General features: G+C 65.6%; 18 protein-coding genes and 1 riboswitch. Of the genes, 13 read left to right on the forward strand and 5 right to left on the reverse strand.

What is annotated here, in order from left to right; genetic code table 11:
- Positions 1–130 precede the first annotated feature (130 nt).
- Positions 131–694 carry an adenylate kinase gene (locus XalbCFBP2523_RS11920; RefSeq protein WP_045760477.1) on the reverse strand — a complete coding sequence of 188 codons (564 nt, stop codon included), beginning with the start codon at positions 692–694 and terminating at the stop codon, positions 131–133.
- Positions 695–834: 140 nt separating this feature from the next.
- On the opposite strand from XalbCFBP2523_RS11920, the gene XalbCFBP2523_RS11925 reads away from it, so the two are divergent.
- A complete protein-coding gene (locus XalbCFBP2523_RS11925; protein ID WP_012915295.1) occupies positions 835–2,091 on the forward strand; it encodes a 6-phosphofructokinase in 1,257 nt (418 codons plus the stop codon).
- A 150-nt stretch (positions 2,092–2,241) separates the two neighbouring features.
- On the opposite strand, the gene XalbCFBP2523_RS11930 is transcribed toward XalbCFBP2523_RS11925, so the two are convergent.
- Positions 2,242–2,751 (reverse strand): hypothetical protein, encoded by a 510-nt coding sequence (locus XalbCFBP2523_RS11930; protein ID WP_407071001.1) that lies wholly within the window; start codon positions 2,749–2,751, stop codon positions 2,242–2,244.
- Between the two features lie 278 nt (positions 2,752–3,029).
- On the opposite strand from XalbCFBP2523_RS11930, the gene XalbCFBP2523_RS11935 reads away from it, so the two are divergent.
- On the forward strand, positions 3,030–5,057 hold the full coding sequence (locus XalbCFBP2523_RS11935; protein ID WP_045765374.1) for a sodium-translocating pyrophosphatase: 2,028 nt from the start codon (positions 3,030–3,032) through the stop codon (positions 5,055–5,057).
- A gap of 39 nt (positions 5,058–5,096) precedes the next feature.
- On the opposite strand, the gene XalbCFBP2523_RS11940 is transcribed toward XalbCFBP2523_RS11935, so the two are convergent.
- Complete coding sequence (locus XalbCFBP2523_RS11940; RefSeq protein ID WP_045765373.1) at positions 5,097–5,597, reverse strand: hypothetical protein; 501 nt, start codon at positions 5,595–5,597, stop codon at positions 5,097–5,099.
- 198 nt (positions 5,598–5,795) lie between these two features.
- On the opposite strand from XalbCFBP2523_RS11940, the gene ppa reads away from it, so the two are divergent.
- Both ppa and XalbCFBP2523_RS11950 read left to right on the forward strand, forming a co-directional pair.
- Positions 5,796–6,329 carry an inorganic diphosphatase gene (gene ppa, locus XalbCFBP2523_RS11945; protein WP_045761734.1) on the forward strand — a complete coding sequence of 178 codons (534 nt, stop codon included), beginning with the start codon at positions 5,796–5,798 and terminating at the stop codon, positions 6,327–6,329.
- Positions 6,330–6,487: 158 nt separating this feature from the next.
- Positions 6,488–7,603: an HDOD domain-containing protein gene (locus XalbCFBP2523_RS11950; RefSeq protein WP_045765372.1), complete on the forward strand. Its 1,116-nt coding sequence runs from the start codon at positions 6,488–6,490 to the stop codon at positions 7,601–7,603.
- 504 nt (positions 7,604–8,107) lie between these two features.
- Here the strand turns inward: XalbCFBP2523_RS11950 and thiC are convergent.
- Both thiC and XalbCFBP2523_RS11960 read right to left on the reverse strand, forming a co-directional pair.
- Positions 8,108–9,985: a phosphomethylpyrimidine synthase ThiC gene (gene thiC / locus XalbCFBP2523_RS11955; RefSeq protein WP_045757192.1), complete on the reverse strand. Its 1,878-nt coding sequence runs from the start codon at positions 9,983–9,985 to the stop codon at positions 8,108–8,110.
- 115 nt (positions 9,986–10,100) lie between these two features.
- Positions 10,101–10,201, reverse strand: a riboswitch (TPP riboswitch).
- 215 nt (positions 10,202–10,416) lie between these two features.
- Positions 10,417–12,267: a methyl-accepting chemotaxis protein gene (locus XalbCFBP2523_RS11960; protein ID WP_045765371.1), complete on the reverse strand. Its 1,851-nt coding sequence runs from the start codon at positions 12,265–12,267 to the stop codon at positions 10,417–10,419.
- 692 nt (positions 12,268–12,959) lie between these two features.
- Between XalbCFBP2523_RS11960 and ilvC the strand changes: the two genes are divergently transcribed.
- The 9 genes from ilvC (at position 12,960) to leuB (ending at position 22,150) form a co-directional block, all read left to right on the forward strand.
- Positions 12,960–13,967, forward strand: a complete 1,008-nt coding sequence (gene ilvC, locus XalbCFBP2523_RS11965; RefSeq protein WP_012915287.1) for a ketol-acid reductoisomerase — start codon at positions 12,960–12,962, stop codon at positions 13,965–13,967.
- A 42-nt stretch (positions 13,968–14,009) separates the two neighbouring features.
- Positions 14,010–15,734: an acetolactate synthase 2 catalytic subunit gene (ilvG, locus tag XalbCFBP2523_RS11970; RefSeq protein WP_045765370.1), complete on the forward strand. Its 1,725-nt coding sequence runs from the start codon at positions 14,010–14,012 to the stop codon at positions 15,732–15,734.
- Entirely contained in the window at positions 15,718–15,966 is a 249-nt protein-coding gene (locus tag XalbCFBP2523_RS11975) for an ACT domain-containing protein (protein ID WP_012915285.1), read from the forward strand. The genes ilvG and XalbCFBP2523_RS11975 overlap by 17 nt, the downstream gene beginning before the upstream one ends.
- Before the next feature lie 195 nt (positions 15,967–16,161).
- The gene (locus XalbCFBP2523_RS11980; RefSeq protein ID WP_012915284.1) at positions 16,162–17,268 is read left to right on the forward strand and encodes a threonine dehydratase; all 1,107 of its coding nucleotides are present in this window, start codon (positions 16,162–16,164) and stop codon (positions 17,266–17,268) included.
- Positions 17,265–18,824, forward strand: a complete 1,560-nt coding sequence (locus tag XalbCFBP2523_RS11985; protein WP_045760473.1) for a 2-isopropylmalate synthase — start codon at positions 17,265–17,267, stop codon at positions 18,822–18,824. Before XalbCFBP2523_RS11980 ends, XalbCFBP2523_RS11985 begins: the two co-directional genes overlap by 4 nt.
- A gap of 75 nt (positions 18,825–18,899) precedes the next feature.
- Positions 18,900–20,327, forward strand: a complete 1,428-nt coding sequence (gene leuC, locus XalbCFBP2523_RS11990; RefSeq protein WP_045760472.1) for a 3-isopropylmalate dehydratase large subunit — start codon at positions 18,900–18,902, stop codon at positions 20,325–20,327.
- A complete protein-coding gene (locus XalbCFBP2523_RS11995) occupies positions 20,324–20,503 on the forward strand; it encodes a hypothetical protein (RefSeq protein WP_045765369.1) in 180 nt (59 codons plus the stop codon). Before leuC ends, XalbCFBP2523_RS11995 begins: the two co-directional genes overlap by 4 nt.
- Positions 20,503–21,081 carry a 3-isopropylmalate dehydratase small subunit gene (gene leuD, locus XalbCFBP2523_RS12000; RefSeq protein ID WP_012915280.1) on the forward strand — a complete coding sequence of 193 codons (579 nt, stop codon included), beginning with the start codon at positions 20,503–20,505 and terminating at the stop codon, positions 21,079–21,081. Before XalbCFBP2523_RS11995 ends, leuD begins: the two co-directional genes overlap by 1 nt.
- Positions 21,071–22,150, forward strand: coding sequence for a 3-isopropylmalate dehydrogenase (gene leuB, locus XalbCFBP2523_RS12005; RefSeq protein WP_045765368.1), 1,080 nt, complete (start codon positions 21,071–21,073; stop codon positions 22,148–22,150). The genes leuD and leuB overlap by 11 nt, the downstream gene beginning before the upstream one ends.
- Positions 22,151–22,225: the final 75 nt, after the last annotated feature.

The following is a 22,225-nucleotide window of genomic DNA, read 5'->3' on the forward strand; positions in this document are numbered from 1 at the left end:
AACAGGCTCGGCAGACGCTCACATTGCACAGCCGCGCTGACCCAACACGACGCCCTAACGCGGCGGTAAGCAGCGCGCAACGTGACCGGCGGACGCGCGCCAAGCGCATCCGCGGAAGGTCGCTGTCGCCTCAGCGACCGATCGCGGCCAGAATGCGGGCGAGCACCTCGTCCAGCGAGCCGACTCCATCCACGCGCGCGAGCGTGCCGCGCTTATCGTAGAAGCCGATCACCGGCGCCGTCGAATCGTTGTACACCTGCAAACGCTTGCGCACCGACGCGGGATTGTCGTCTTCGCGCCCCTCGGCCTTGGCACGGCCGGCGATGCGCTCCACCAGCAGATCGGTGGCCACGTCCAGTTGCACCACCGCGTCCAGCGGTTGGCCGAGTTTGGCCAGCAATTCGTCCAGCGCCCCAGCCTGGGCAAGATTGCGCGGATAGCCATCGAGGATGAAGCCGTTGCGTACATCCTCACGACTGAGGCGCGATGCCAGCATACCCAGCAGAATATCGTCGGAAACCAGATCGCCACGCGCCATCACTTCCTTGGCCTGGACCCCGAGCGGCGTACCGGCGGCGACTTCCGCGCGCAGCAGATCGCCGGTGGAGATGTGCGGAATCTGTAGCGTGTCCTTCAGACGGGCCGCCTGCGTGCCCTTGCCCGATCCGGGCGGTCCCAATAGAACCAATCGCATCAACCTGACTCCTCAAGGAAATTACCGTGCATGACCTGCCGCGTTAGACTCATAGGTCCACGCTGCGCCGCAAGCCTCTCAGTTTACCGCATCCGGGCAATGCCCCGGCAATGTCCCCACCCCAGGAGCGACCCTCGACCATGGCCCAAGGCACCCTGCTCTACGCCCAATCCGGCGGCGTCACCGCCGTCATCAACGCCAGCGCCGCCGCCGTGATCGGCGAAGCACGAGCGCGCAAGGTCAAGGTGCTGGCCGCGCGTAACGGCATTCTCGGCGCACTGCGCGAAGACCTGATCGACACCTCCAAGGAATCGGCGGCGGCGATCCGCGCGCTGGCACACACCCCGGGCGGCGCCTTCGGCTCTTGCCGCTACAAGCTCAAATCGCTGGAAGCCGATCGCCCCAGGTACGAGCGCCTGCTACAAGTGTTGCAAGCGCATCAGGTACGCTACTTCCTCTACAACGGCGGCAACGATTCGGCCGATACCGCCTGGAAGGTCGCACAACTGGCACAGGCATTCGACTATCCCCTGCATTGCATCGGCGTGCCCAAGACCATCGACAACGACCTGACGGTGACCGACACCTGCCCCGGTTTCGGCTCGGCAGCCAAATACACTGCGGTGGCGGTGCGGGAAGCGGCGCTGGACGTGGCCGCCATGGCGGAAACCTCGACCAAGGTCTTTGTCTACGAGGCCATGGGCCGGCATGCCGGCTGGCTCGCTGCCGCCGCCGGGCTGGCCGCGCAGTCGCCGGACGATGCACCGCAGATCATCCTGTTCCCCGAGCGCGCCTACGACGAGGCGGCCTTCCTGGCACAGGTGCGCAAGGTGGTGGATCAGGTCGGTTGGTGCGTGGTGGTGGCCAGCGAAGGCATTCGAACCGCGGACGGGCGCTTCGTCGCCGATGTAGGCGGCGGCACCGACGCGTTCGGGCACAGCCAGCTCGGCGGCGTGGCGGCGTACCTCGCCGGCAAGGTCAAGTCAGAACTCGGCTACAAGGTGCACTGGACCCTGCCCGACTACCTGCAACGCTCGGCACGCCATATCGCCTCGCGCACCGACTGGGAACAGGCACAGGCGGTTGGCAAGGCGGCGGTGCAATTCGCCCTCAACGGCATGAACGCGGTGATGCCGGCGATCGTGCGCAGCAGCGATGCGCCCTACCGTTGGAAGATCGAGGCCGCGCCGCTGAGCAAGGTCGCCAACCATGAGAAAAAAATGCCGCCGTCGTTCCTGCGCAAGGACGGCTTCGGCATCACCGAGAAAGCCCGCCGCTACCTGCAACCGTTGATCCGCGGCGAAGCGCCGCTGGCTTATGGCAACGACGGCCTGCCCAAATACGTGACACTGAAAAACGTGGCGGTGAAGAAAAAACTACCGGCCTGGGAAGGATGACGCCAAGCCACGTGCGATGGGGCACGCACAGAAAGACCACCTACGGCCCGGGACGCAGGCTGAGCCAGCCTGGCAGATGCCACCCAGCGCAAGCGGCATCTGCCGGACAAGGCATCGGCGGGAGCGCCTTTGGCATCACCCCCATGCCACTCAGCGGCAGGCAGTGCCTTCCAGGGTCATTTGCACGGTGAACTCCGGAACCGGGGCAATTTTGCCAGCGTCCGCCTGCTGCTTGGCCTCTTCCAGGTAGATCCGCGACTGGCCCTGACCATCGCGCTCGGTGTTGAGCGCGACTGGCTTGCGCCAGACCCGCACCACCGCCTGCTGGCTGGGGCAAGCCGCGCTGGGTACGCGGATCAGATCGTTGAACTTCCAGCCGGTCGCTTCGCTGGGCTTGGCCTGGTCGAACTCCACCAGCTTGGCGCGCGGCTGACAGGTGGGGCTGCTGCGCACGGCGGAGAAGCGATACGGCTGTGCGGCGTCGCCGGTGTATTGGCCCTCGAAACGCACGCAGGCCTCAGGAATCTGCCGGATCGTATGCACCACGCCCACGGCTTGCGGCGCGCCGATGGAGCGCTGCAATTCCGGAGTGGGGTCGGCGGCGAGCGCACTCAGGGGTACCAATACGCACAGGCTCAAGGCCAGCGCCGATACGCGCATGCGGGGGGGAAGCGTCGGTTGCATCGAATTGTTCCTCGGAAGCGATGGGTCACGCTGCCATGTGCCAACTGAACCGAATGCCAAAGTGCCACATCCCGACCGCGTCGCTGGCGGCCTGCCGGGGCCGGGCGCATACTCGCGGCGCTCAGGCCAGGTCGAGATTGCTAGACGCACCAGCGGCGCATTACGACTGGGAGTCGTTGTCTGTTGACGCTCCCACGGCGCGATCCCGCAGCATGTCCAGCGCCTGGGCGTCATCCACATCCTTGGGAGGGGTCATGTTGGAACGATATGCGGTGATCGTGGCATTGGCGTGCGCAGGTTTGGCGATCCTCTATGGCATCGTGTCCACGCGCTGGATCCTGGCACAACCGGCCGGCAACGAACGCATGCGGCAGATCGCCAATGCGATCGAGGAAGGCGCCCGCGCCTACCTCAACCGTCAGTACCTGACCATCGCCATCGCTGGCGCGATCCTGTTGGTTCTGGTCGGGGTGTTTCTGAGTTGGTACACCGCCGGCGGCTTCGCGATCGGCGCGGTGCTGTCTGGAGCCGCCGGCTACATCGGCATGAACCTGTCGGTACGCGCGAACGTGCGCACCGCCGAGGCGGCACGGCGTGGACTGGGTCCGGCGATGAACGTCGCGTTCCGTGGTGGCGCGATCACCGGCATGCTGGTGGTGGGACTTGGGCTGATCGGTGTGGCGGGCTATTACGGCACGCTGCAATGGCTGGGGCATAGCGTCGCCGACAGCCTGCACGCACTGGTCGGGCTGGCCTTCGGCAGTTCGCTGATCTCGATTTTCGCGCGCCTGGGCGGCGGCATTTTCACCAAAGGCGCCGACGTCGGCGCCGATCTGGTGGGCAAGGTCGAAGCCGGAATTCCCGAAGACGACCCGCGCAACCCGGCGGTGATCGCCGACAACGTCGGCGACAATGTCGGCGACTGCGCGGGCATGGCCGCAGACCTGTTCGAAACCTACGCGGTCACGCTCATCGCGACGATGCTGCTGGGCGGGCTGATGGCAGCGGAGGCAGGACGCAACGCCGTGCTGTATCCGCTGGTGCTCGGCGGCGTGTCGATCGTGGCGTCGATCGTCGGCACTTTCTTCGTGCGCGTGCGCCCAGGCGGTTCGATTATGGGCGCGCTGTACAAGGGAGTGGTGATCTCGGCGGTGCTGGCCGCACTGGCGTTCTGGCCGGTGACCCAGCAACTGATGGGCGACACCGCGGCCGGCGCCGGCAACCTCTATGGCTGCGCGTTGATCGGGCTGGCGCTGACCGGTCTGATCGTATGGATCACCGAGTACTACACCGGCACCCAGTATGCGCCGGTACAGCACGTGGCCGCGGCCAGCACCACCGGCCACGGCACCAACATCATCGCCGGCCTCGGTATCTCGATGAAATCGACTGCGTTGCCGGTGATCGCGGTGTGCGCGGCGATCTGGGGAGCGTTCGCGCTGTCGGGCCTGTACGGCATCGCCATCGCAGCGACCGCGATGCTGTCGATGGCGGGCATGATCGTGGCCCTGGACGCCTACGGCCCGATCACCGACAACGCAGGCGGCATCGCCGAGATGGCCGAGCTACCGTCGGAGGTGCGTGCCATCACCGATCCACTGGATGCGGTCGGCAACACCACCAAGGCAGTGACCAAGGGCTATGCGATCGGTTCGGCCGCGCTGGCCGCGCTGGTGCTGTTCGCCGACTACACGCACAACCTGCGCGCCGCACACCCCAGCGCGCATTTCGCCTTCGACCTGTCCGATCACACCGTGATCATCGGCCTGCTGATCGGCGGGCTGATCCCCTATCTGTTCGGTGCGATGGCGATGGAGGCGGTGGGCCGTGCCGCCGGCGCGGTGGTGGAGGAAGTGCGGCGCCAGTTCCGCGAGATCGCCGGCATCATGCAAGGTACCGGGAAGCCGCAGTACGACCGCGCGGTGGACATGCTGACCCGTTCGGCGATCGCCGAGATGATCGTACCGTCGCTGTTACCGGTCGTGGTGCCGATCGTGGTCGGTCTGCTGCTGGGACCGCGTGCACTCGGTGGCCTGCTGATCGGCACCATCGTCACCGGGCTGTTCGTGGCGATCTCGATGACCACCGGCGGCGGCGCCTGGGACAACGCCAAGAAGTACATCGAGGACGGCCACTTCGGCGGCAAGGGCAGCGAGGCGCACAAGGCTGCGGTCACCGGCGACACTGTCGGCGACCCGTACAAGGACACCGCCGGCCCCGCGATCAACCCGCTGATCAAGATCATCAACATCGTAGCGCTGCTGCTGGTACCACTACTATAGAAGGTAGCGCTCTGACCGGCAGCCGCCAACATCAACCGATCATGGCGTCAGGCAGTCCATCAAACCATCGTTGATACTGTGCCGGTGATGCGGTAACGGCGCGCGCAACGGTCGCTCACCTGCCAGCGCCTTGTACAACGCTGCCAGACGGGTCTGCGGCAGCAAGGGCGTGATGCATTGCCACAGCCGCGCATCGACCAGCACCCGGCCGGTGTCCGGGTCGATGCTGGCCTCGCTGGCACCGAAAGTCCACACGCACTGGCCGATCACACCATCGCGCTGACGCACCGAGCAGCGGTAGCGCAACGGCCGGTAGGCGCTGTAATCGCCTGCGCAAAAAGTGTCGCCGCACAGCCGCTCGAAATCGTGGACCAGTCGCTGCTCCAAATCAGCGAATGTCTCCCCGCCCTCGCCAGGAGCATCGTCCATCGCGTCCACGTAAGCCTGTTGCGTCTGCTCCGCATGGCAGACCCGCGCACCAGCGCAGACCAGCACCGACACAGTCAGCAACAGCCCTAACAAATACCGAACTGCGTTCATCGCCTTGCTCCTTCAAGGACAGGACAGACAGCGTTCCACCCACCCGGCACTGGGGCTATCGGACTATCCCGCATCGGCTCGGGGCCGGAATCCGAACAGGGTGTAGGAGTCGCCACAGGCGCAGGGACGCTGTACTGCAACAGTCAAGCGACTAGAATGCTGGTCCCTTTCAAGAAGCCACTCTACTGGAGCTCACGCATGGGTCTGGAACTGGTCACCTCCGGCAAGAACCTGCCGGAAGAAATCAACGTCGTCATCGAAATCCCCAAGGATTCGGAGCCGGTCAAGTATGAAGTGGACAAGGCCAGCGGCGCCATTTTCGTCGACCGCATCCTGTCTACCCCGATGCGCTATCCGTGCAACTACGGCTACGTACCCAATACCCTGTGCGGCGACGGCGACCCGGCCGACGTGTTGGTAGTACTGCCGTTACCGCTGGTACCCGGCTGCGTGGTGCGCTGCCGCCCGGTCGGCGTACTGAAAATGAGCGACGAGGCCGGCAACGACGAGAAACTCCTGGCGGTGCCGGTGGCCAAGGTGTTCCAGGGCTATGCCCATATCGAGGACATCTCTCAGGTGTCGGGCCACTGGATGGAACGCATCGGCCACTTCTTCGAGCACTACAAGGACCTGGAAAAGGGCAAGTGGGTCAAGCTGGACGGCTGGGGCAACGCTGCGGAAGCCAAGGAAATCCTGCGCGCTGCCGTCGCTCGCTTCGACGCCAACGCCTAAGCACGGGCCGCGGCTGGACCGTCAGGTTCCGCCGCGACCGATGCCATTTCACGTTTTGCCATCGCCGACAAAGAAGTGCCGGAGGGTTTGGAGTAGATTGAGCCGCGACATGATCGAACCGGTCGCGGACGATCCGGGTTTTCTTGGGGTAAATTCACTTGCGTATCCTATTCGTCGGCGACGAAGCGAGCCTTCCGGCTGAAATCACGGAATACCTCCGCGATCTTGACGGGGATTGGCAAGTCCAAAGCGCGGCGGACGGCAATACCGCCATCGCGATGGCCGCCACCGTCCAATTGGACGCGGTGATCGCCGCGCCGACGCTACCGGACCTGACCACCGCCACCCTGCTCGGCCAGATCCGCACGCTTAGCCCGGAAACCATTCGCATCGCGCTGATTGAAGCCGAGCAAATCAGTCGTGCGCCACCGGCGCGGATCATCGGCGTGGCGCACCGCTTCCTGCCACTGCCGCTATCGCCGGAGATGTTGCTGGAAGCCATCACCAACCTCGAAGAGCTGCGAGACCTGCTCGGCAATCCGCGACTGCGCACTAGCATCGGCCGTATCGAGAAGCTGCCGGCGCCGCCGCATCTGTACCTCAGCCTGATGAACGCGCTGGAACAAGACGAAGGCAGCGATGCAGCCGATCTGTGCAAGTTGGTCTCGGGCGATCCCGCCATCGCGGCCAAGATCCTGCAATTGTGCAATTCGGCATTCTTCTCCAACGGCCGCACCATCTCCGATCTGCGCACTGCCGTCACCCGGCTGGGTACCGCCACCCTGCGCGATTTGGTACTGGCCAGCGAGGTGTTCACGGTACAAACGCTCTCCAACGCCGAACGCAACGCGCTGCAACGGCGCTCGCTGGTCGCATCCAAATTGGCGTCGAAGATGTTGCCCGCATCCAGCGCCGAACTCGGCTCGACCGCGGCGTTGCTGGCCGACATCGGCATGCTGCTGCCGGGCATTCGCGACGAATACAAACCACTCGTGGATGCGGACGACATACGCCCAGGCCATACAGAGGCTGGCGCCTACCTGCTAGGCCTGTGGGGCCTTCCGATGCCGATCATCGAAGCGGTGGCGTTGCACCGTCAGCCACAGCGCTCCAGCACTCGCAGCTTCTGGATCACCGGCGCAGTCCATGTGGCGATGGCGCTGGCCAGCGGTACTGAGGTGAACGAAGACTACCTGACCAAGACCGGCGTACTCAATAAGCTACCGAGCTGGCGCGAGTCTGCGGAAAATTTGATGGGAATGGACTCGGCATAACCCCAGGCAGTCGTGGATCGCAGCACACGCGCCAACGCACAGAACCGATCATCCTTCTTACCGATCCATAGCGCTCACCATTGGCGGCAGGCCGGAAGGTATACCCTGCGTGTCGCCCATTCGGCGTACTTGCCATCGACGGCAACATTGCCGGACACCGCGTCGTGTACGCGATCAAGAACACTGGGATTCGAAAGCAGGCCCGCCTGAGAGCGGACGGACGATGCGCAATCGGCGCAGGCGTTAGTAGTGACCGGCAACACATCCCAAGCGCTACTGGACGGACGCGTGGATTGAAACTCGGTGATCGGTACCGGCTTGCTCTCGTCGCACTGTCGCGCCCTCACGGGCGCGTACAGCACGCAGGCACTGGCATGTAATCGGGGTTACTGAGGATTCCAAGCGCTGCACTCATCCCGCCGCGATGCAGCAGTTTCGTTAGCCGCTCGTAATCGACACCGGCCTGGCCGACACGCCGACCAGACCGTCGCTGCCCGCCGCGCGCTACTCGGCCCGATATACCTGCGCCCCGGCAGCCCGGAACTGCGCCGATTTTTCCTCCATGCCCGCCTGTAGCGCCGTTTCCGCATCAACGCCATGTTCGGCGGCGTAATCGCGCACGTCCTGGGTGATCTTCATCGAGCAGAAATGCGGCCCGCACATCGAGCAGAAATGCGCCAGCTTGTGTGCATCCTTGGGCAAGGTCTCATCGTGGAATTCGCGCGCCTTCTCCGGATCCAGCCCGAGGTGGAACTGATCGTCCCAGCGGAACTCGAAGCGCGCCTTGGACAATGCGTTATCGCGCACCTGCGCGCCAGGATGGCCCTTGGCGAGATCGGCGGCATGCGCGGCGATCTTGTAAGCCATGATGCCATCGCGCACGTCCTGGCGATTGGGCAGGCCCAGGTGTTCCTTCGGGGTCACGTAGCACAGCATCGCCGTGCCAAACCAGCCGATCATCGCCGCGCCGATCGCGGAAGTGATGTGGTCGTAACCAGGCGCGATATCGGTGGTCAGCGGCCCCAGCGTGTAGAACGGCGCCTCGCCGCATTCGCGCAACTGCTTGTCCATGTTCTGCTTGATCAACTGCATCGGCACATGGCCGGGGCCTTCGATCATGGTCTGCACATCGTGCTTCCACGCGATTTTGGTCAGCTCGCCGAGCGTCTCCAGTTCGCCGAATTGCGCCGCGTCGTTGGCATCGGCGATGCACCCCGGGCGCAGACCGTCGCCGAGCGAGAACGCCACATCGTAGGCCTTCATGATGTCGCAGATGTCTTCGAAGTGGGTATAGAGGAAATTCTCCCGATGATGCGCCAGACACCATTTGGCCAGGATCGAACCACCACGCGAGACGATGCCGGTGACGCGCTTGGCGGTCAACGGCACGTAGCGCAACAGCACGCCGGCATGGATGGTGAAATAATCCACACCCTGTTCGGCCTGCTCGATCAACGTGTCGCGGAAGATTTCCCAGGTCAGCTCCTCAGCGCGCCCATCGACCTTCTCCAGCGCCTGATAGATCGGCACCGTGCCGATCGGCACAGGGGAATTGCGCACAATCCACTCGCGCGTCTCGTGGATGTGCTTGCCCGTGGACAGGTCCATCACCGTGTCCCCGCCCCAGCGGATCGCCCACACCAGTTTCTCCACCTCCTCGGCGATACCGGAGCTGACCGCGCTGTTGCCGATGTTGGCATTGATCTTGGTCAGGAAGTTGCGACCGATGATCATCGGCTCGCTTTCCGGATGGTTGATATTGCACGGCAGGATGGCGCGACCGCGAGCGATCTCATCACGCACGAACTCGGGGGTGATGACCGCAGGGATGCCCGCACCGAATGCCTCTCCGGGATGTTGCGCGCGCAGTTGCGCATCGCGCACCAATTCCAAGCGCTGATTCTCGCGGATCGCGACGAACTCCATCTCGGGAGTGACGATGCCACGCCGCGCGTAGTGCATCTGAGTGACGTTGGCACCGCCCAGCGCCCGCCGTGGCAGATGCCGCGCGGGGAAGCGCACCGCCTGCAGGCGCGCGTCGCCCTCCCGCTCGCGGCCAAAGTGGGAACTGAGCCCCGCCAGCGCGACAGTGTCGCCGCGCTCGGCGATCCAGCCCGCGCGCAGCGGCGCCAGACCCGCACCGAGGTCGATCCGGGCCTGCGGGTCGGTGTACGGACCGGAGGTGTCGTAGACGCTCACCGGTGCGTTCTCCTCGCCGCCGAACACGGTCGGGGTGCGGGTCAGCACGATTTCGCGCATCGGCACTTGCAGGTCGGGGCGCGAGCCTTGTACGAAGATCTTGCGCGAGCCGGGAATGGGGCGAGTTACCGCAGCGGACAGGGTATCGGTCTGCTGCTGGAGTGGGTTGGGCATGGCATTCATCGGCATTCGTCCTGGTTCGGGTGACCCGCGCCGGGCGCGGAACGGTGGCGAGCAAACGAACTCGCATGGGGGACGAAGCGGCGGCGCGGGTCCAGTGGCAACGGGAAGAGGCCGACAGCGGACTTGCGAAGCTTCCCTACGCCGGTCTCAACCGGATCAGGTTCCAAGGGACTGTCTCAACCGCAGCCTGCGCCAGCGGTACCCCCACTTCTGGCGCTATTAGACCCGTTTCCGGCGCGAGCGCCAACCGGTCTCATGTCCAGAGCCTGCACACAGGCCGTACTTTGTGTCAGCACTGCCACACGCGGCGGCAGCGGCGACAAACTCCAACCATGTGGCCGACCTAGCCTAGACATACGAGTGCAAGAAGTCTCTCTCATTGCCGCCGTTAACACCGGCGGCATTTTTTTCGCCGCTAGCCTGCACCCCGCTCACTCCAGCACGTAGGCCACGCGCAGCCCGCCCCAATGGCGTCCACGCGCATAAACCGGCACCGACAGATCGAACAGGATCTGCCCGGTGTCGCGCCGATACACCTGCAACAGATAAGGCTCGGTATGACGACCGACGGTGCGACCGACGCGGTCGGTGAAGATGCGCTTGGTCCGGTTACCGACCAAATCACGGGCGCGGTCGCCGCTGAGCGTCTGGCTGAAACACAGGTTGTGCGTCGGCACGTAGCCATCGACGTTTGCACAGATCGCGAACACGATCCACGGATGCGCGGACAGCAAAGGCTCCTGCAACGGCGGCAGCAACTCGTCGCATAGCGCGTCGAAGGCGGTACGGTACTTGGGTGGGTCGACACCCTGGATCGGGGTGTAATCGGTGGAAAACAGCGCATCCTCGGCGATGCGACCGCGCGCGAGTGCGGCCTCAAACGCCTGGCCGACCTGCGCGGCCGCCGCCGTGGCCAAGTCGCGCACGCGCGCATGGCGCGGCTGCCGCATCGGATCGTCCGGCAAGCGGAACAGGTTCACGCAATCGTGCAGAGTGGCGCTACTGGTCCCCAGCGCCTCACTGCGCTGAACCACGCTTGCAGCATGCTCCAAGTTGCTGCGGCTGAGTCCGACTAGGTGCTCGACCGCACGATCGATGCCGCCGATCTCGCCGCTTTGCGCGGCGACGCGGCTTGCCACCGCATCCATCGCAGCGCTGGCGCGGCCGAGCAACTCGCCGATGCCGCCAAGCACTTGCTCAGTGCGTTGCGCCGAAACAGCACTGTCCTGCAAAGCGGTGCCGGTCTCGCCGATGATAATGCGGACATCGCGCGCAGCGTTGGCGGCGCGCTCGGCGAGCTGCCGGATCTCGGTGGCAACCACGGCAAAACCACGCCCGGCCGGGCCGGCATGCACCGCCTCGATGCTGGCGTTGATCGATAGAATATTGGTCTGGAACGCGACCGAATCGATCACCTGGATGACCTCGTTGGCACGCGCCGAGCGCCGCGCCACCTCCTGCATCGCCTGGCCCAAGGTCCGCGCCGCCTCCACGCCCTGCCGCGCGCTGTCGTCTGCACTGGCCGCCACGGCGATCACCGCGCGCAGCTCTTGGTCCATCTCGTGCAATCCCTGCAACAGCCGACGGGTCGTGGATACCACCGTCTGTAGTGCATCCAGCTGGGTCTGCGACTGCCGCGCCAGTTCGTCATTCTCGGCGACCACATGCGGCACATCGGCCGCAATCTGCAGCGACAACCCCACCGCCTGACGGATCGCCTCCGCCAAGTTACCGAAGCCGGCAGCCAAGCGCCGCCCCGGCACCACCTCGGCGTCCTGCACCGACAGTGGCGTGCTCAGGCCCAGATCCAGATCGCAGCCGGTCAGACACTCGCCGACGCGCTCAAGCAGCGCCTGTGCCGCGGCTCCCTCCAAGACACGCTGTGCAAGCGCCTGCAACGCCGGACTGATCGCACCTTGCACCTGCCCACCGCCGAGCAGGGCGACATCGCGCAGCAACGCGGCGGTCTCCGGATGCGGCAGCGACAACAGCCACCCCTGTCCATCCCGATCACACTGGTAGCGCACGCGCCGCGACGGATCGGTACCTGGCGCCAACCAACAGCCTTCAGAACCAACCAACGCCGCCAGCGGCAAGCCCCAGACCGCCTCGCTGGACGCACCGAGCAGCGTGTCAGCCTGGACCCCCAGCAGATCCAGCGCAACGCGATTAGCGGCACTGACGCATCCGTCCGGATCCAGCCGCAGCAAGGCGATCGGGGCATCTGGCAAGCCGGCGGCCGGTGCGGCGTCGGTATCCGGGTTGCGTGAGAACAAGGCCATCGTCGTTTCCCTCGGTTCTGCCCCATGGTAGCGGCTCCAACACTGCCGCCGCAGCGGCGGTCGCTGCAATCGGGATTGACGTCATAGGCGACGCCAATATGCTGCTAGCGTGACGCCACGACCGCTGGATTGTTCTTTCAGGATCCTCCCTCAACCAACTGCTGGCGATACGATACGCCTGCGCATGTCGCCGTTGCCAGCCGGCTCCATCAGCCTGAGCGCGGCCTGGGCAACGCCAGCCGAGTACGGCCGCAAGCACCGCGCACGGCTGCCGACAGCGGCAACGTGAGCCTCCCGTTTTCGCGCAATCGGCGCGATCCGCATCGCGCGCGCATTCCGTTTCATGCGCAACCATACAGCACTGGCGCGGTTTTCGGCACATCCACTCGTAGATGCGCGCAGCCCGGTTGACAGGCGTGCGAAGCACATGGTTATCTCGCTAAATGCTGCGATACCGCGCCACCCCGAAGCCGTCCCACCTGCACGCTGCGCTTGGCGCGGACGTCGCGGCATCGCTCCTTGTACTCGTGCTTATTAGCTCGCCCACATCTGCGGGACGAACTGGCACGTAAGCGACAAGCCGCCAGGATTCGATCAGACCCCGCACTGGCAACGGCGCGGGGTTTTTCATTTCAGTGACCACAAACGCAAAGACCCTTTCCACTCCACCCCACTTTGAGGATATCCGCATCATGAGCAGTTCCGCCCAGCCCACCACCAAGATCGCCATCGTCGGTTACGGCAGCCAGGGGCGCGCGCACGCGCTGAACCTGCGTGAATCCGGCTTCGACGTCACCATCGGCCTGCGTGCCGGCGGCCCGACCGAAGTCAAGGCGCAGGCCGATGGCTTCGTGGTGAAGCGCCCTGAGGAAGCGGTCAAAGACGCCGATCTGGTTGCCGTGCTGACCCCGGACATGGTGCAGAAGAAGCTGTACGAGGAGGTACTGGCGCCGAACATGAAGCAGGGCGCCTGCCTGCTGTTCGCGCACGGGCTGAACGTGCATTTCGACATGATCAAGCCGCGCGCAGACCTGGACGTGGTGCTGGTCGCGCCCAAGGGGCCGGGCGCGCTGGTGCGCCGCGAGTACGAAATCGGCCGTGGCGTGCCGTGCATCTGGGCGGTATATCAGGACAAGAGCGGCAAAGCCGAACAACTCGCGCTGGAATACGCGGCAGGCCTGGGCGGCGCACGCGCCAACCTGATCAAGACCACCTTCAAGGAAGAAACCGAAACCGATCTGTTCGGCGAGCAGGCGGTGCTCTGCGGCGGCGCCTCGTCACTGGTGCAGGCCGGCTTCGAAGTGCTGGTGGAAGCTGGCTATCAGCCGGAAATCGCCTACTACGAAGTGCTGCACGAACTGAAGCTGATCGTCGATCTGTTCTACGAAGGCGGGATCACCCGCATGCTCGAATTCGTCTCCGAAACCGCGCAGTACGGCGACTATGTCAGCGGCCCGCGGGTCATCGACGCGGCGACCAAGGCACGCATGCGCGAGGTGCTGACCGACATCCAGAACGGTACTTTCACCAAGAACTGGGTGGCCGAATACAACGCGGGCTTGCCGAACTACACCAAGTTCAAGCAGGCCGACCTGAACCATCCCATCGAAGCGGTCGGCAAACAGTTGCGCGCCAAGATGGTGTGGCTCAACGGCGAGGCTGCGGCCAAACAAGCCGCTGGCAGCACCAAAGCCGCCTAAACCGCGGCTCCCCCACCCGCTTCCACCGAAAGGTCGCCACGTATGAACTCCTCCGCTAAAGGCACGCCCCCCCGCAACGGCGCCCGCTGGCTGACCCAGGCACTGGAAGCCGAAGGCGTGGACACGCTGTTCGGCTATCCGGGCGGCACCATCATGCCGTTCTACGACGCATTGGTAGACAGCCAGCTCAAACACATCCTGGTCCGCCACGAACAGGGCGCCGCGCTCGCCGCCAACGGCTATGCCCGCGCCAGTGGCCGGGTCGGGGTGTGCGTGGCCACATCCGGTCCAGGCGCGTCCAATCTGGTCACCGGCATCGCCGATGCGATGCTCGACTCGGTGCCGATGATCTGCCTGACCGGACAAGTCGCCACGCCGCTCCTGGGCACCGACGCGTTCCAGGAACTGGACGTGTTCGGGCTGACCCTGCCGATCGTCAAGCACAGCTTCCTGGTGCGGCGCGTGGACGACCTGCCGCAGGTGATGCGCGATGCGTTCCGCATCGCCCGCGAAGGGCGCCCGGGACCGGTGCTGGTCGACCTGCCCAAGGACGTGCAACTGGCCGATGCATCGCACCTAACGGACCACGTGCCCGCCAAGGTCCCGACGCTGCCGCCGCCGTGCGACAGCGTCCTGGCCGACGCGCTGGCCGCGATCGCCAGCGCCGAAAAACCGGTGATCTACGGTGGCGGCGGCATCGCCCTGGCCGATGCGGTAGACACATTCCGCCAGTTCGTGGACATCACCCGCATCCCCACCGTGCTGACCCTGCGCGGGCTGGGCGCGTTGCCGCACGGACATCCGCACTACCTGGGCATGCTCGGCATGCACGGCACCCGCGCCGCCAACATGGCGGTGCAGCAATCGGACCTGCTGATCGTGGTCGGTGCCCGTTTCGACGACCGCGCCACGGGCAAACTGGCCGAATTTGCGCCGTTTGCGCGGATCATCCATCTGGACGCCGATGCCTGCGAGATCTCCAAACTGCGCCAGGCCGACATCGCCATCCCCGGCGATGTGGCCCAGGCGCTACGCGCGCTGAGCGCGGCGACCAGTACCTGCGAAGCCTGGCACACGCACTGCATCGGCCACCGCGAGAAGTTCGGCGTGCGCTACGACGCGCCGGGCGATGACATCTACGCGCCAGGCCTGCTGAAACGGCTGAGCGAACTCGCCCCGGCCGACACCGTCATCGCCTGCGACGTCGGCCAGCACCAGATGTGGGTGGCCCAGCACTGCCGCTTCAATCATCCACGCAACCATCTGACCAGCGGTGCGTTGGGTACCATGGGTTTCGGCCTGCCAGCGGCGATGGGCGCACAGTTCGCCTGTCCGGACCGGACCGTGGTACTGGTCAGCGGCGACGGGAGCTTCATGATGAACGTGCAGGAGCTGGTCACCATCGCCCGCTGCAAACTGCCGGTGAAGATCGTGCTGCTGGACAACAGTTCGCTGGGCATGGTGCGACAGTGGCAGGAACTGTTCTTCGCCGAGCGTTACAGCGAGATCGATTTGTCCGACAACCCGGACTTCGCCGCGCTGACGCAGGTCTTCGGCATTCCGGCCAAACGCATCACCGCGCGCAACCAGGTCGAGGACGGACTGGCCGAACTACTGGCGCAACCAGGCCCGGCGCTACTACACGTGGTCATCGACGCACGCGCCAACGTATGGCCATTGGTACCGCCGAATTCCGCCAACAGCACCATGCTGGACAGCAACCCAGCAACCCAGCGCCAGGAGGCACCGCATGCGATACCGGCTTGACCTGGTGCTCAAGCCCATCGATGGTGCGCTCCTGCGCGCCATCGGCATGGCCGAACGGCGCGGCTTCGCCCCAGTGTCGATCAATGGCGCACCGATGGCCGAAGACGCAGGCCGCTGGCATCTGCAAATCGTGGTGGATGGCAATCGTCCCGGCGAGACGCTGCGCATGCAGATGGAAAAGGTCTACGACTGCGAATCGGTACGGGTGACCGCGCTGGATGGGGCGACATGAGCGTATCGGGATCCATGCGTCGGGACATGGGGCGCAGCGCCAGCCCTGGCAACGTGCTGGCCTCGGCCTCTGGCTGCATGCATACCGTCAGGCAGCGGCGCACGGCGGCGCGCAGGGGCTTTTCGACATGGAGGTGTCTTCTTCGCACCTGCGCCTTGTCCATCGCATCCTGCGTCCTGCGCGACCCCATCCACCATGTCTGATGCCGGCCGCCCCGCCCCGCAGGAGTCGGATGCCGACCACGTCGCGGTGAGTGTGGCCGACGTGCTGGCCGCGCAAGCGCGGTTGCGTCGCTACCTGACCCCGACGCCGGTGCATTACGCCGAGCGTTTCGGGGTATGGCTGAAGCTGGAGAATCTGCAACGCACCGGCTCCTACAAGGTACGCGGTGCGCTCAATGCACTCTTGGCCGGACTGGAGCGCGGCGACGAGCGTGCGGTGATCTGCGCCTCGGCCGGCAACCATGCGCAGGGAGTTGCCTGGGCTGCGCACCGCCTGGGTGTACAGGCGATCACGGTGATGCCGCACGGCGCACCGCAGACCAAGATCGCCGGCGTCGCACACTGGGGCGCCACCGTGCGCCAACACGGCAATAGCTACGACGAGGCTTACGGCTTTGCCCGCGAACTCGCCGAACAAAACGGCTACCGCTTTTTGTCCGCGTTCGACGATCCGGACGTGATCGCCGGCCAGGGGACCGTCGGGATCGAACTGGCCGCGCATGCCCCTGACGTCGTGATCGTGCCGATCGGCGGCGGCGGCCTGGCCTCCGGCGTAGCCCTGGCGCTGCGCTCGCAAGGCGTCCGCGTCGTCGGCGCCCAGGTCGAGGGCGTGGATGCGATGGCGCGCGCGATCCGCGGCGACATCCGCGCGCTGGAGCCGGTCCCCACCCTGGCCGACGGTGTCAGGGTTAAAATCCCCGGGCTCATCACCCGCCGGCTGTGCGCCAGCCAGCTCGACGACGTGGTGATCGTGCGCGAGGCGGAACTGCGCGAAACACTGGTTCGCCTGGCGCTGGAAGAACACGTCATCGCCGAAGGCGCTGGCGCGCTGGCGCTGGCAGCCGGGCGCCGCGTCAGCGGCAAGCGCAAGTGCGCCGTGGTGTCCGGTGGCAACATCGACGCTGGCGTGCTGGCGACGCTGCTGTCGGAGGTGCGTCCGCGTCCACCGCGCAAGCCGCGTCTGCGCAATATCGAGCGACTTCGCAACCAACGTCCGGCCCCACGCGTACCTACCCAGCTCGCCTCGCCACCGCTCCACCATCCGCTAGCCACCGCCTCCGTAGAGGAACCCATCTGGTGAACACTTCAGCCTCTTCTCAGCCCCCCCGCATCCGTATCTTCGACACCACCCTGCGCGACGGCGAGCAATCCCCCGGCTGCAGCATGACCCCCCAACAAAAGCTGGTGATGGCACGCGCCCTGGCCGAGTTGGGTGTGGACATCATCGAGACAGGCTTCCCAGCCAGCTCGCATTCGGACCGCGAAGCGATGGCGTTGATCGGCCGCGAAGTGCGCAGTTCGACGCTGGCGGTGCTGTCGCGCTGCCTGACCGCGGACATCGAGACATCGGCACGCGCGCTGGAAGCGGCGGCACATCCACGCCTGCACGTGTTCCTGTCGACCAGCCCACTGCACCGCGAGCACAAGCTGCGGATGAACCGCGAGCAAGTGTTGGAATCGGTGCGCAAGCACGTGGCACTGGCACGCAAATACGTGGACGACGTGGAGTTCTCGGCCGAGGACGCCACCCGCACCGAGGAAGACTTCCTGGCCGAGGTCGCCAGCGTGGCGATCGCCGCCGGTGCCACCACCATCAATCTACCGGACACGGTCGGCTTCACCACACCGGAAGAGATCCGCCGCATGTTCGAGCGGATCATCGCGCACGTGCCCGGCGCCGAGCGCGTGGTGTTCAGCACGCACTGCCATAACGACCTGGGCCTGGCCGTGGCCAACTCGCTGGCCGCGGTGGAAGGCGGCGCGCGCCAGGTGGAATGCGCCATCAACGGCATCGGCGAGCGTGCCGGCAACTGCGCGCTGGAAGAAATCGCGATGGCGCTGAAGGTGCGCAACGCGTTCTACGAACTGGACACCAGCATCAATACCCAACGCATCGTCGCCACCTCGCAATTGCTGCAGCGTCTGGTCGGCATGCCCGTGCAGCGCAACAAGGCAATCGTCGGAGGCAATGCCTTCGCGCACGAATCGGGCATTCACCAACACGGCATGCTGCGCCACCGCGGCACCTACGAGATCATGCGTCCGGAAGACGTGGGCTGGGAATGCTCGCAAATGGTGTTGGGCCGTCACAGCGGTCGCGCCGCGGTCGAACAGCGTCTTCGCGCGTTGGGCTATGTGCTGGAAGAGGCCGAACTGGGCATCGCCTTCGATGCATTCAAGACGCTGTGCGAACAACAGCGCGTGGTCAACGACACCGACCTGCAGGCAATGATGCAGGAAGCGCCGGAAAGTCAGGGCTATCGGCTGTGGTCGATGACCATCAGCGACCGCGGCCAGCGCGCCAGCGCGCAGGTCGAGCTATCCGATCAAAACGGCCAGCGGGTCAGCGAGCAAGCCGAGGGCGATGGCCCGGTCGATGCGCTGTTCTCCGCATTGTCTGCCGCCACCGGCGTGCAGTTGGCGCTGAACAGCTATCAGGTACACAGCGTCGGCATCGGCGCCGATTCACGCGGCGAAGCCAACCTCAGCGTGCGTCACGGCGAGATCGAGTATGTCGGCACCGGCACCAGCCGCGACATCATCGAAGCCAGCGCACTGGCATGGCTGGACGTCGCCAACCGCATCCTGCAACAACGCGAGAGCTTGCAGATCGACGTCGCCCGCGCGATAGCCTGAACCGCGCCAGCGCGATCATCAACCTTGTGTACCCTCACCTTCCCCGACCAAGCGTCTTTGCCAGGTAGTTCCGCAATGTCTTCGTCCCCCCGCACCCTGTACGACAAACTGTGGGACGCGCACGTCGTCGTCCCGGAAAGCGACACGGCCCCCGCCGTGCTGTACATCGATCTGCACCTGATCCACGAAGTCACCTCGCCGCAGGCCTTCACCGAACTCAAGACGCGCGGCCTGAAGCCGCGCCGACCCGAGCGCACCAAGGCGACGATGGATCACTCCACGCCCACCCTTCCGCGCGCGGCCGACGGTACCCTGCCCTACGCCAGCAAGGCTTCCGAGGCGCAGGTGGACATGCTCGCGCGCAACTGCGCCGACTATGGCATCGAGCTGTTCGACATGGGCTCGGCCAACCGCGGCATTGTCCACGTGATCGCGCCGGAACAGGGGTTCACCCAACCCGGCATGACCATCGTCTGCGGTGACAGCCACACCTCCACCCACGGCGCGTTCGGTGCGCTGGCGTTCGGCATCGGCACCAGCGAGGTCGGCCACGTGCTGGCGACCCAGTGCCTGTTGCAGCGCAAGGCCAAGACCATGGCGATCAGCGTCGACGGACCACTCGCGCCGGGCGTGGGCGCCAAGGACGTGATCCTGCACATCATCGGCGTGATCGGGGTCAACGGCGGCACCGGCCATGTGATCGAATACCGCGGCTCCACCATCGAAGCGATGGACATGGAACAGCGCATGACGCTGTGCAATATGTCAATCGAGGCCGGCGCGCGTGCTGGCATGGTGGCACCGGATCAGACCACCTTCGACTGGGTCGCCAAAACGCCGCGCGGCCCCAAGGGCGCCGATTTCGATGCCGCCGTGCAACGCTGGTCGCTGCTACGCAGCGATGCTGGCGCACGCTTCGACGTGGAAGTGCGCATCGACGCCCGCGACATCCGCCCAACCCTGACCTGGGGCACCCACCCAGGTACCGCGATCGCGGTGGACGTGCCGATCCCGGCCGCACAGGATGCCGCGGCGCAGAAGGGCCTGGACTACATGCAACTGGAAGCTGGACATCCGCTGATCGGCACGCCGGTGGACGTGGTGTTCATCGGCTCCTGCACCAACGGCCGGCTCAGCGATATGCGCCAGGTGGCGCAGGTACTGCGTGGTCGCAAGGTTGCCCCACACGTGCGCATGCTGGTGGTGCCGGGTTCGGAAATCGTCAAACACCAGGCGGAGGCCGAAGGCATCGACGACGTGGTGCGCGCCGCGGGTGCGGAATGGCGCGAATCCGGCTGCTCGATGTGTATCGCGATGAACGGCGACCTGGTCGCGCCAGGACAGTTGGCGGTGAGCACCAGCAATCGCAATTTCGAAGGTCGCCAGGGTCCGGGATCGCGCACCCTGCTGGCCTCGCCGCTGACCGCAGCCTGGGCGGCGGTGAACGGCAAAGTCAGCGACCCACGCACGCTGTTCGCCGATGCCAAGGACGGCGGCAGATGACCCTGCACATCGCGACCTTCGCGGCCACCTTGACCTTCGTCGCGGCCAGCACGCGCGCCTTCGCCCATCGCGACAAGCCACTGCTGCCCCCACATGTGTCCACCCCGGCGCTGCCGCCGGCACTACAAAGCCCCCCGGCGGGACCCGCTTCCGCCGTATCCCAGGAGACCCCGTGATGGCAGGCTTCGCCACCCTCACCTCGCGCAGCGTGGTGCTGCGCCAAACCAACATCGATACCGACCAAATCATTCCGGCGCGGTTCCTGTCCACCACCGAACGCGCCGGCCTCGGGCGTAACGCCTTCAACGATTGGCGTTGGCAGGCTGACGGCACGCCGAACCCGGAATTCGCCTTCAACCAGCCGCATAACGCGGGCCGCCAGATCTTGCTGGCCGGGCGCAACTTCGGCTGCGGCTCCTCGCGCGAGCACGCTCCATGGGCGCTCACCGACCTTGGCCTGCGCGCCATTGTCAGCAGCGAGATCGCCGACATCTTCCGCAACAACAGCCTCAAGAACGGTCTGCTGCCAATCGTGCTGGCCGAGGACGACGTGCAGACGCTGATGCAGCGTCCGGACGACGAACTGACCGTGGACGTGGCCGCACGCGAGCTACGCACGCCCGATGGTCGTGTCTATACCTTCCCGCTCGATACCTTCTCGCAGACCTGCCTGCTCGAAGGCGTGGACGAAATGGGCTACCTGCTGTTGCGCCAACCGGACATCGAACGCTACGAGGCCACCCATGCACGCTGACATCGTCGTCCTGCCTGGCGACGGCATCGGCCCCGAGATCACCGCTGCGGCGGTCTCGGTGCTGCACGCCATCGCTCATCGCTACCAGCACACCTTCCAATTCCACGAACACGACATCGGCGGGATCGCCATCGACCGCCACGGCGAGCCATTGCCGGCGACGACGCTGGAAGCCTGCCAGCGGGCCGACGCCGTGCTGCTGGGCGCAGTCGGCGGGCCGAAATGGTCCGATCCCAATGCCAAGGTGCGCCCCGAACAAGGCTTGCTGGCGATCCGCCGCGGCCTGGGCCTGTTCGCCAACCTGCGTCCGGTCAAGCCGCATCCGGCGGCGCTGGAGGCTTCCCCGATCAAAGCGCATCTACTGACCGACGTGGACATCGTGGTGGTGCGCGAACTGACCGGCGGCATCTATTTCGGCGACAAGACCCGCAGCACGACCGACGCCAGCGACCTATGCCGCTACAGCGTCGACGAGATCGAACGGGTGCTGCGCAGCGCCTTCCGTCTTGCGCAACAACGCCGCAACCACGTCACCTCGGTGGACAAGGCCAATGTGCTGGAAACCTCGCGGCTGTGGCGCGACGTGGCCGCGCGCATCGGCCGCGACGAATTCCCCGAGGTGCGCCTGGAACACCAACTGGTCGATTCGATGGCCATGCATCTGCTGGCCAAGCCGCGCGAGTACGACGTGATCGTCACCGAAAACATGTTCGGCGACATCCTCACCGACGAGGCCTCGATGCTGGCCGGTTCGTTGGGCCTGCTGCCGTCGGCCTCGCTAGGCGACGGTCGCATCGGCCTGTACGAACCGATCCACGGTTCGGCCCCGGACATCGCCGGCAAGGGCATCGCCAACCCCTACGCGACCATCCTCAGCACGGCGATGCTACTGCGCCACTCGCTCGGCTTGAATGCCGAAGCGGAAGCAATCGAGCAGGCGGTGGGCGCCGCGCTCGACGCGAAGGTGTTCACTGCCGACCTGGCCGCGCCCGGCCACGGCGTTTCCACCGAGGCTGCTGCACGCGCGGTCCTGGAGCAGCTCAGCGTCGCGAACGCGACGGCACGCTGAGCACGCCGCCAACGCGGCGCCCGCACGCGCGGGCGCCGCGACTTTTGCAACGGATCGCGACAACGCGAACGCACA

The sequence above is a fragment of the Xanthomonas albilineans genome (genome assembly GCF_002939705.1).
Classification (GTDB): domain Bacteria; phylum Pseudomonadota; class Gammaproteobacteria; order Xanthomonadales; family Xanthomonadaceae; genus Xanthomonas_A; species Xanthomonas_A albilineans.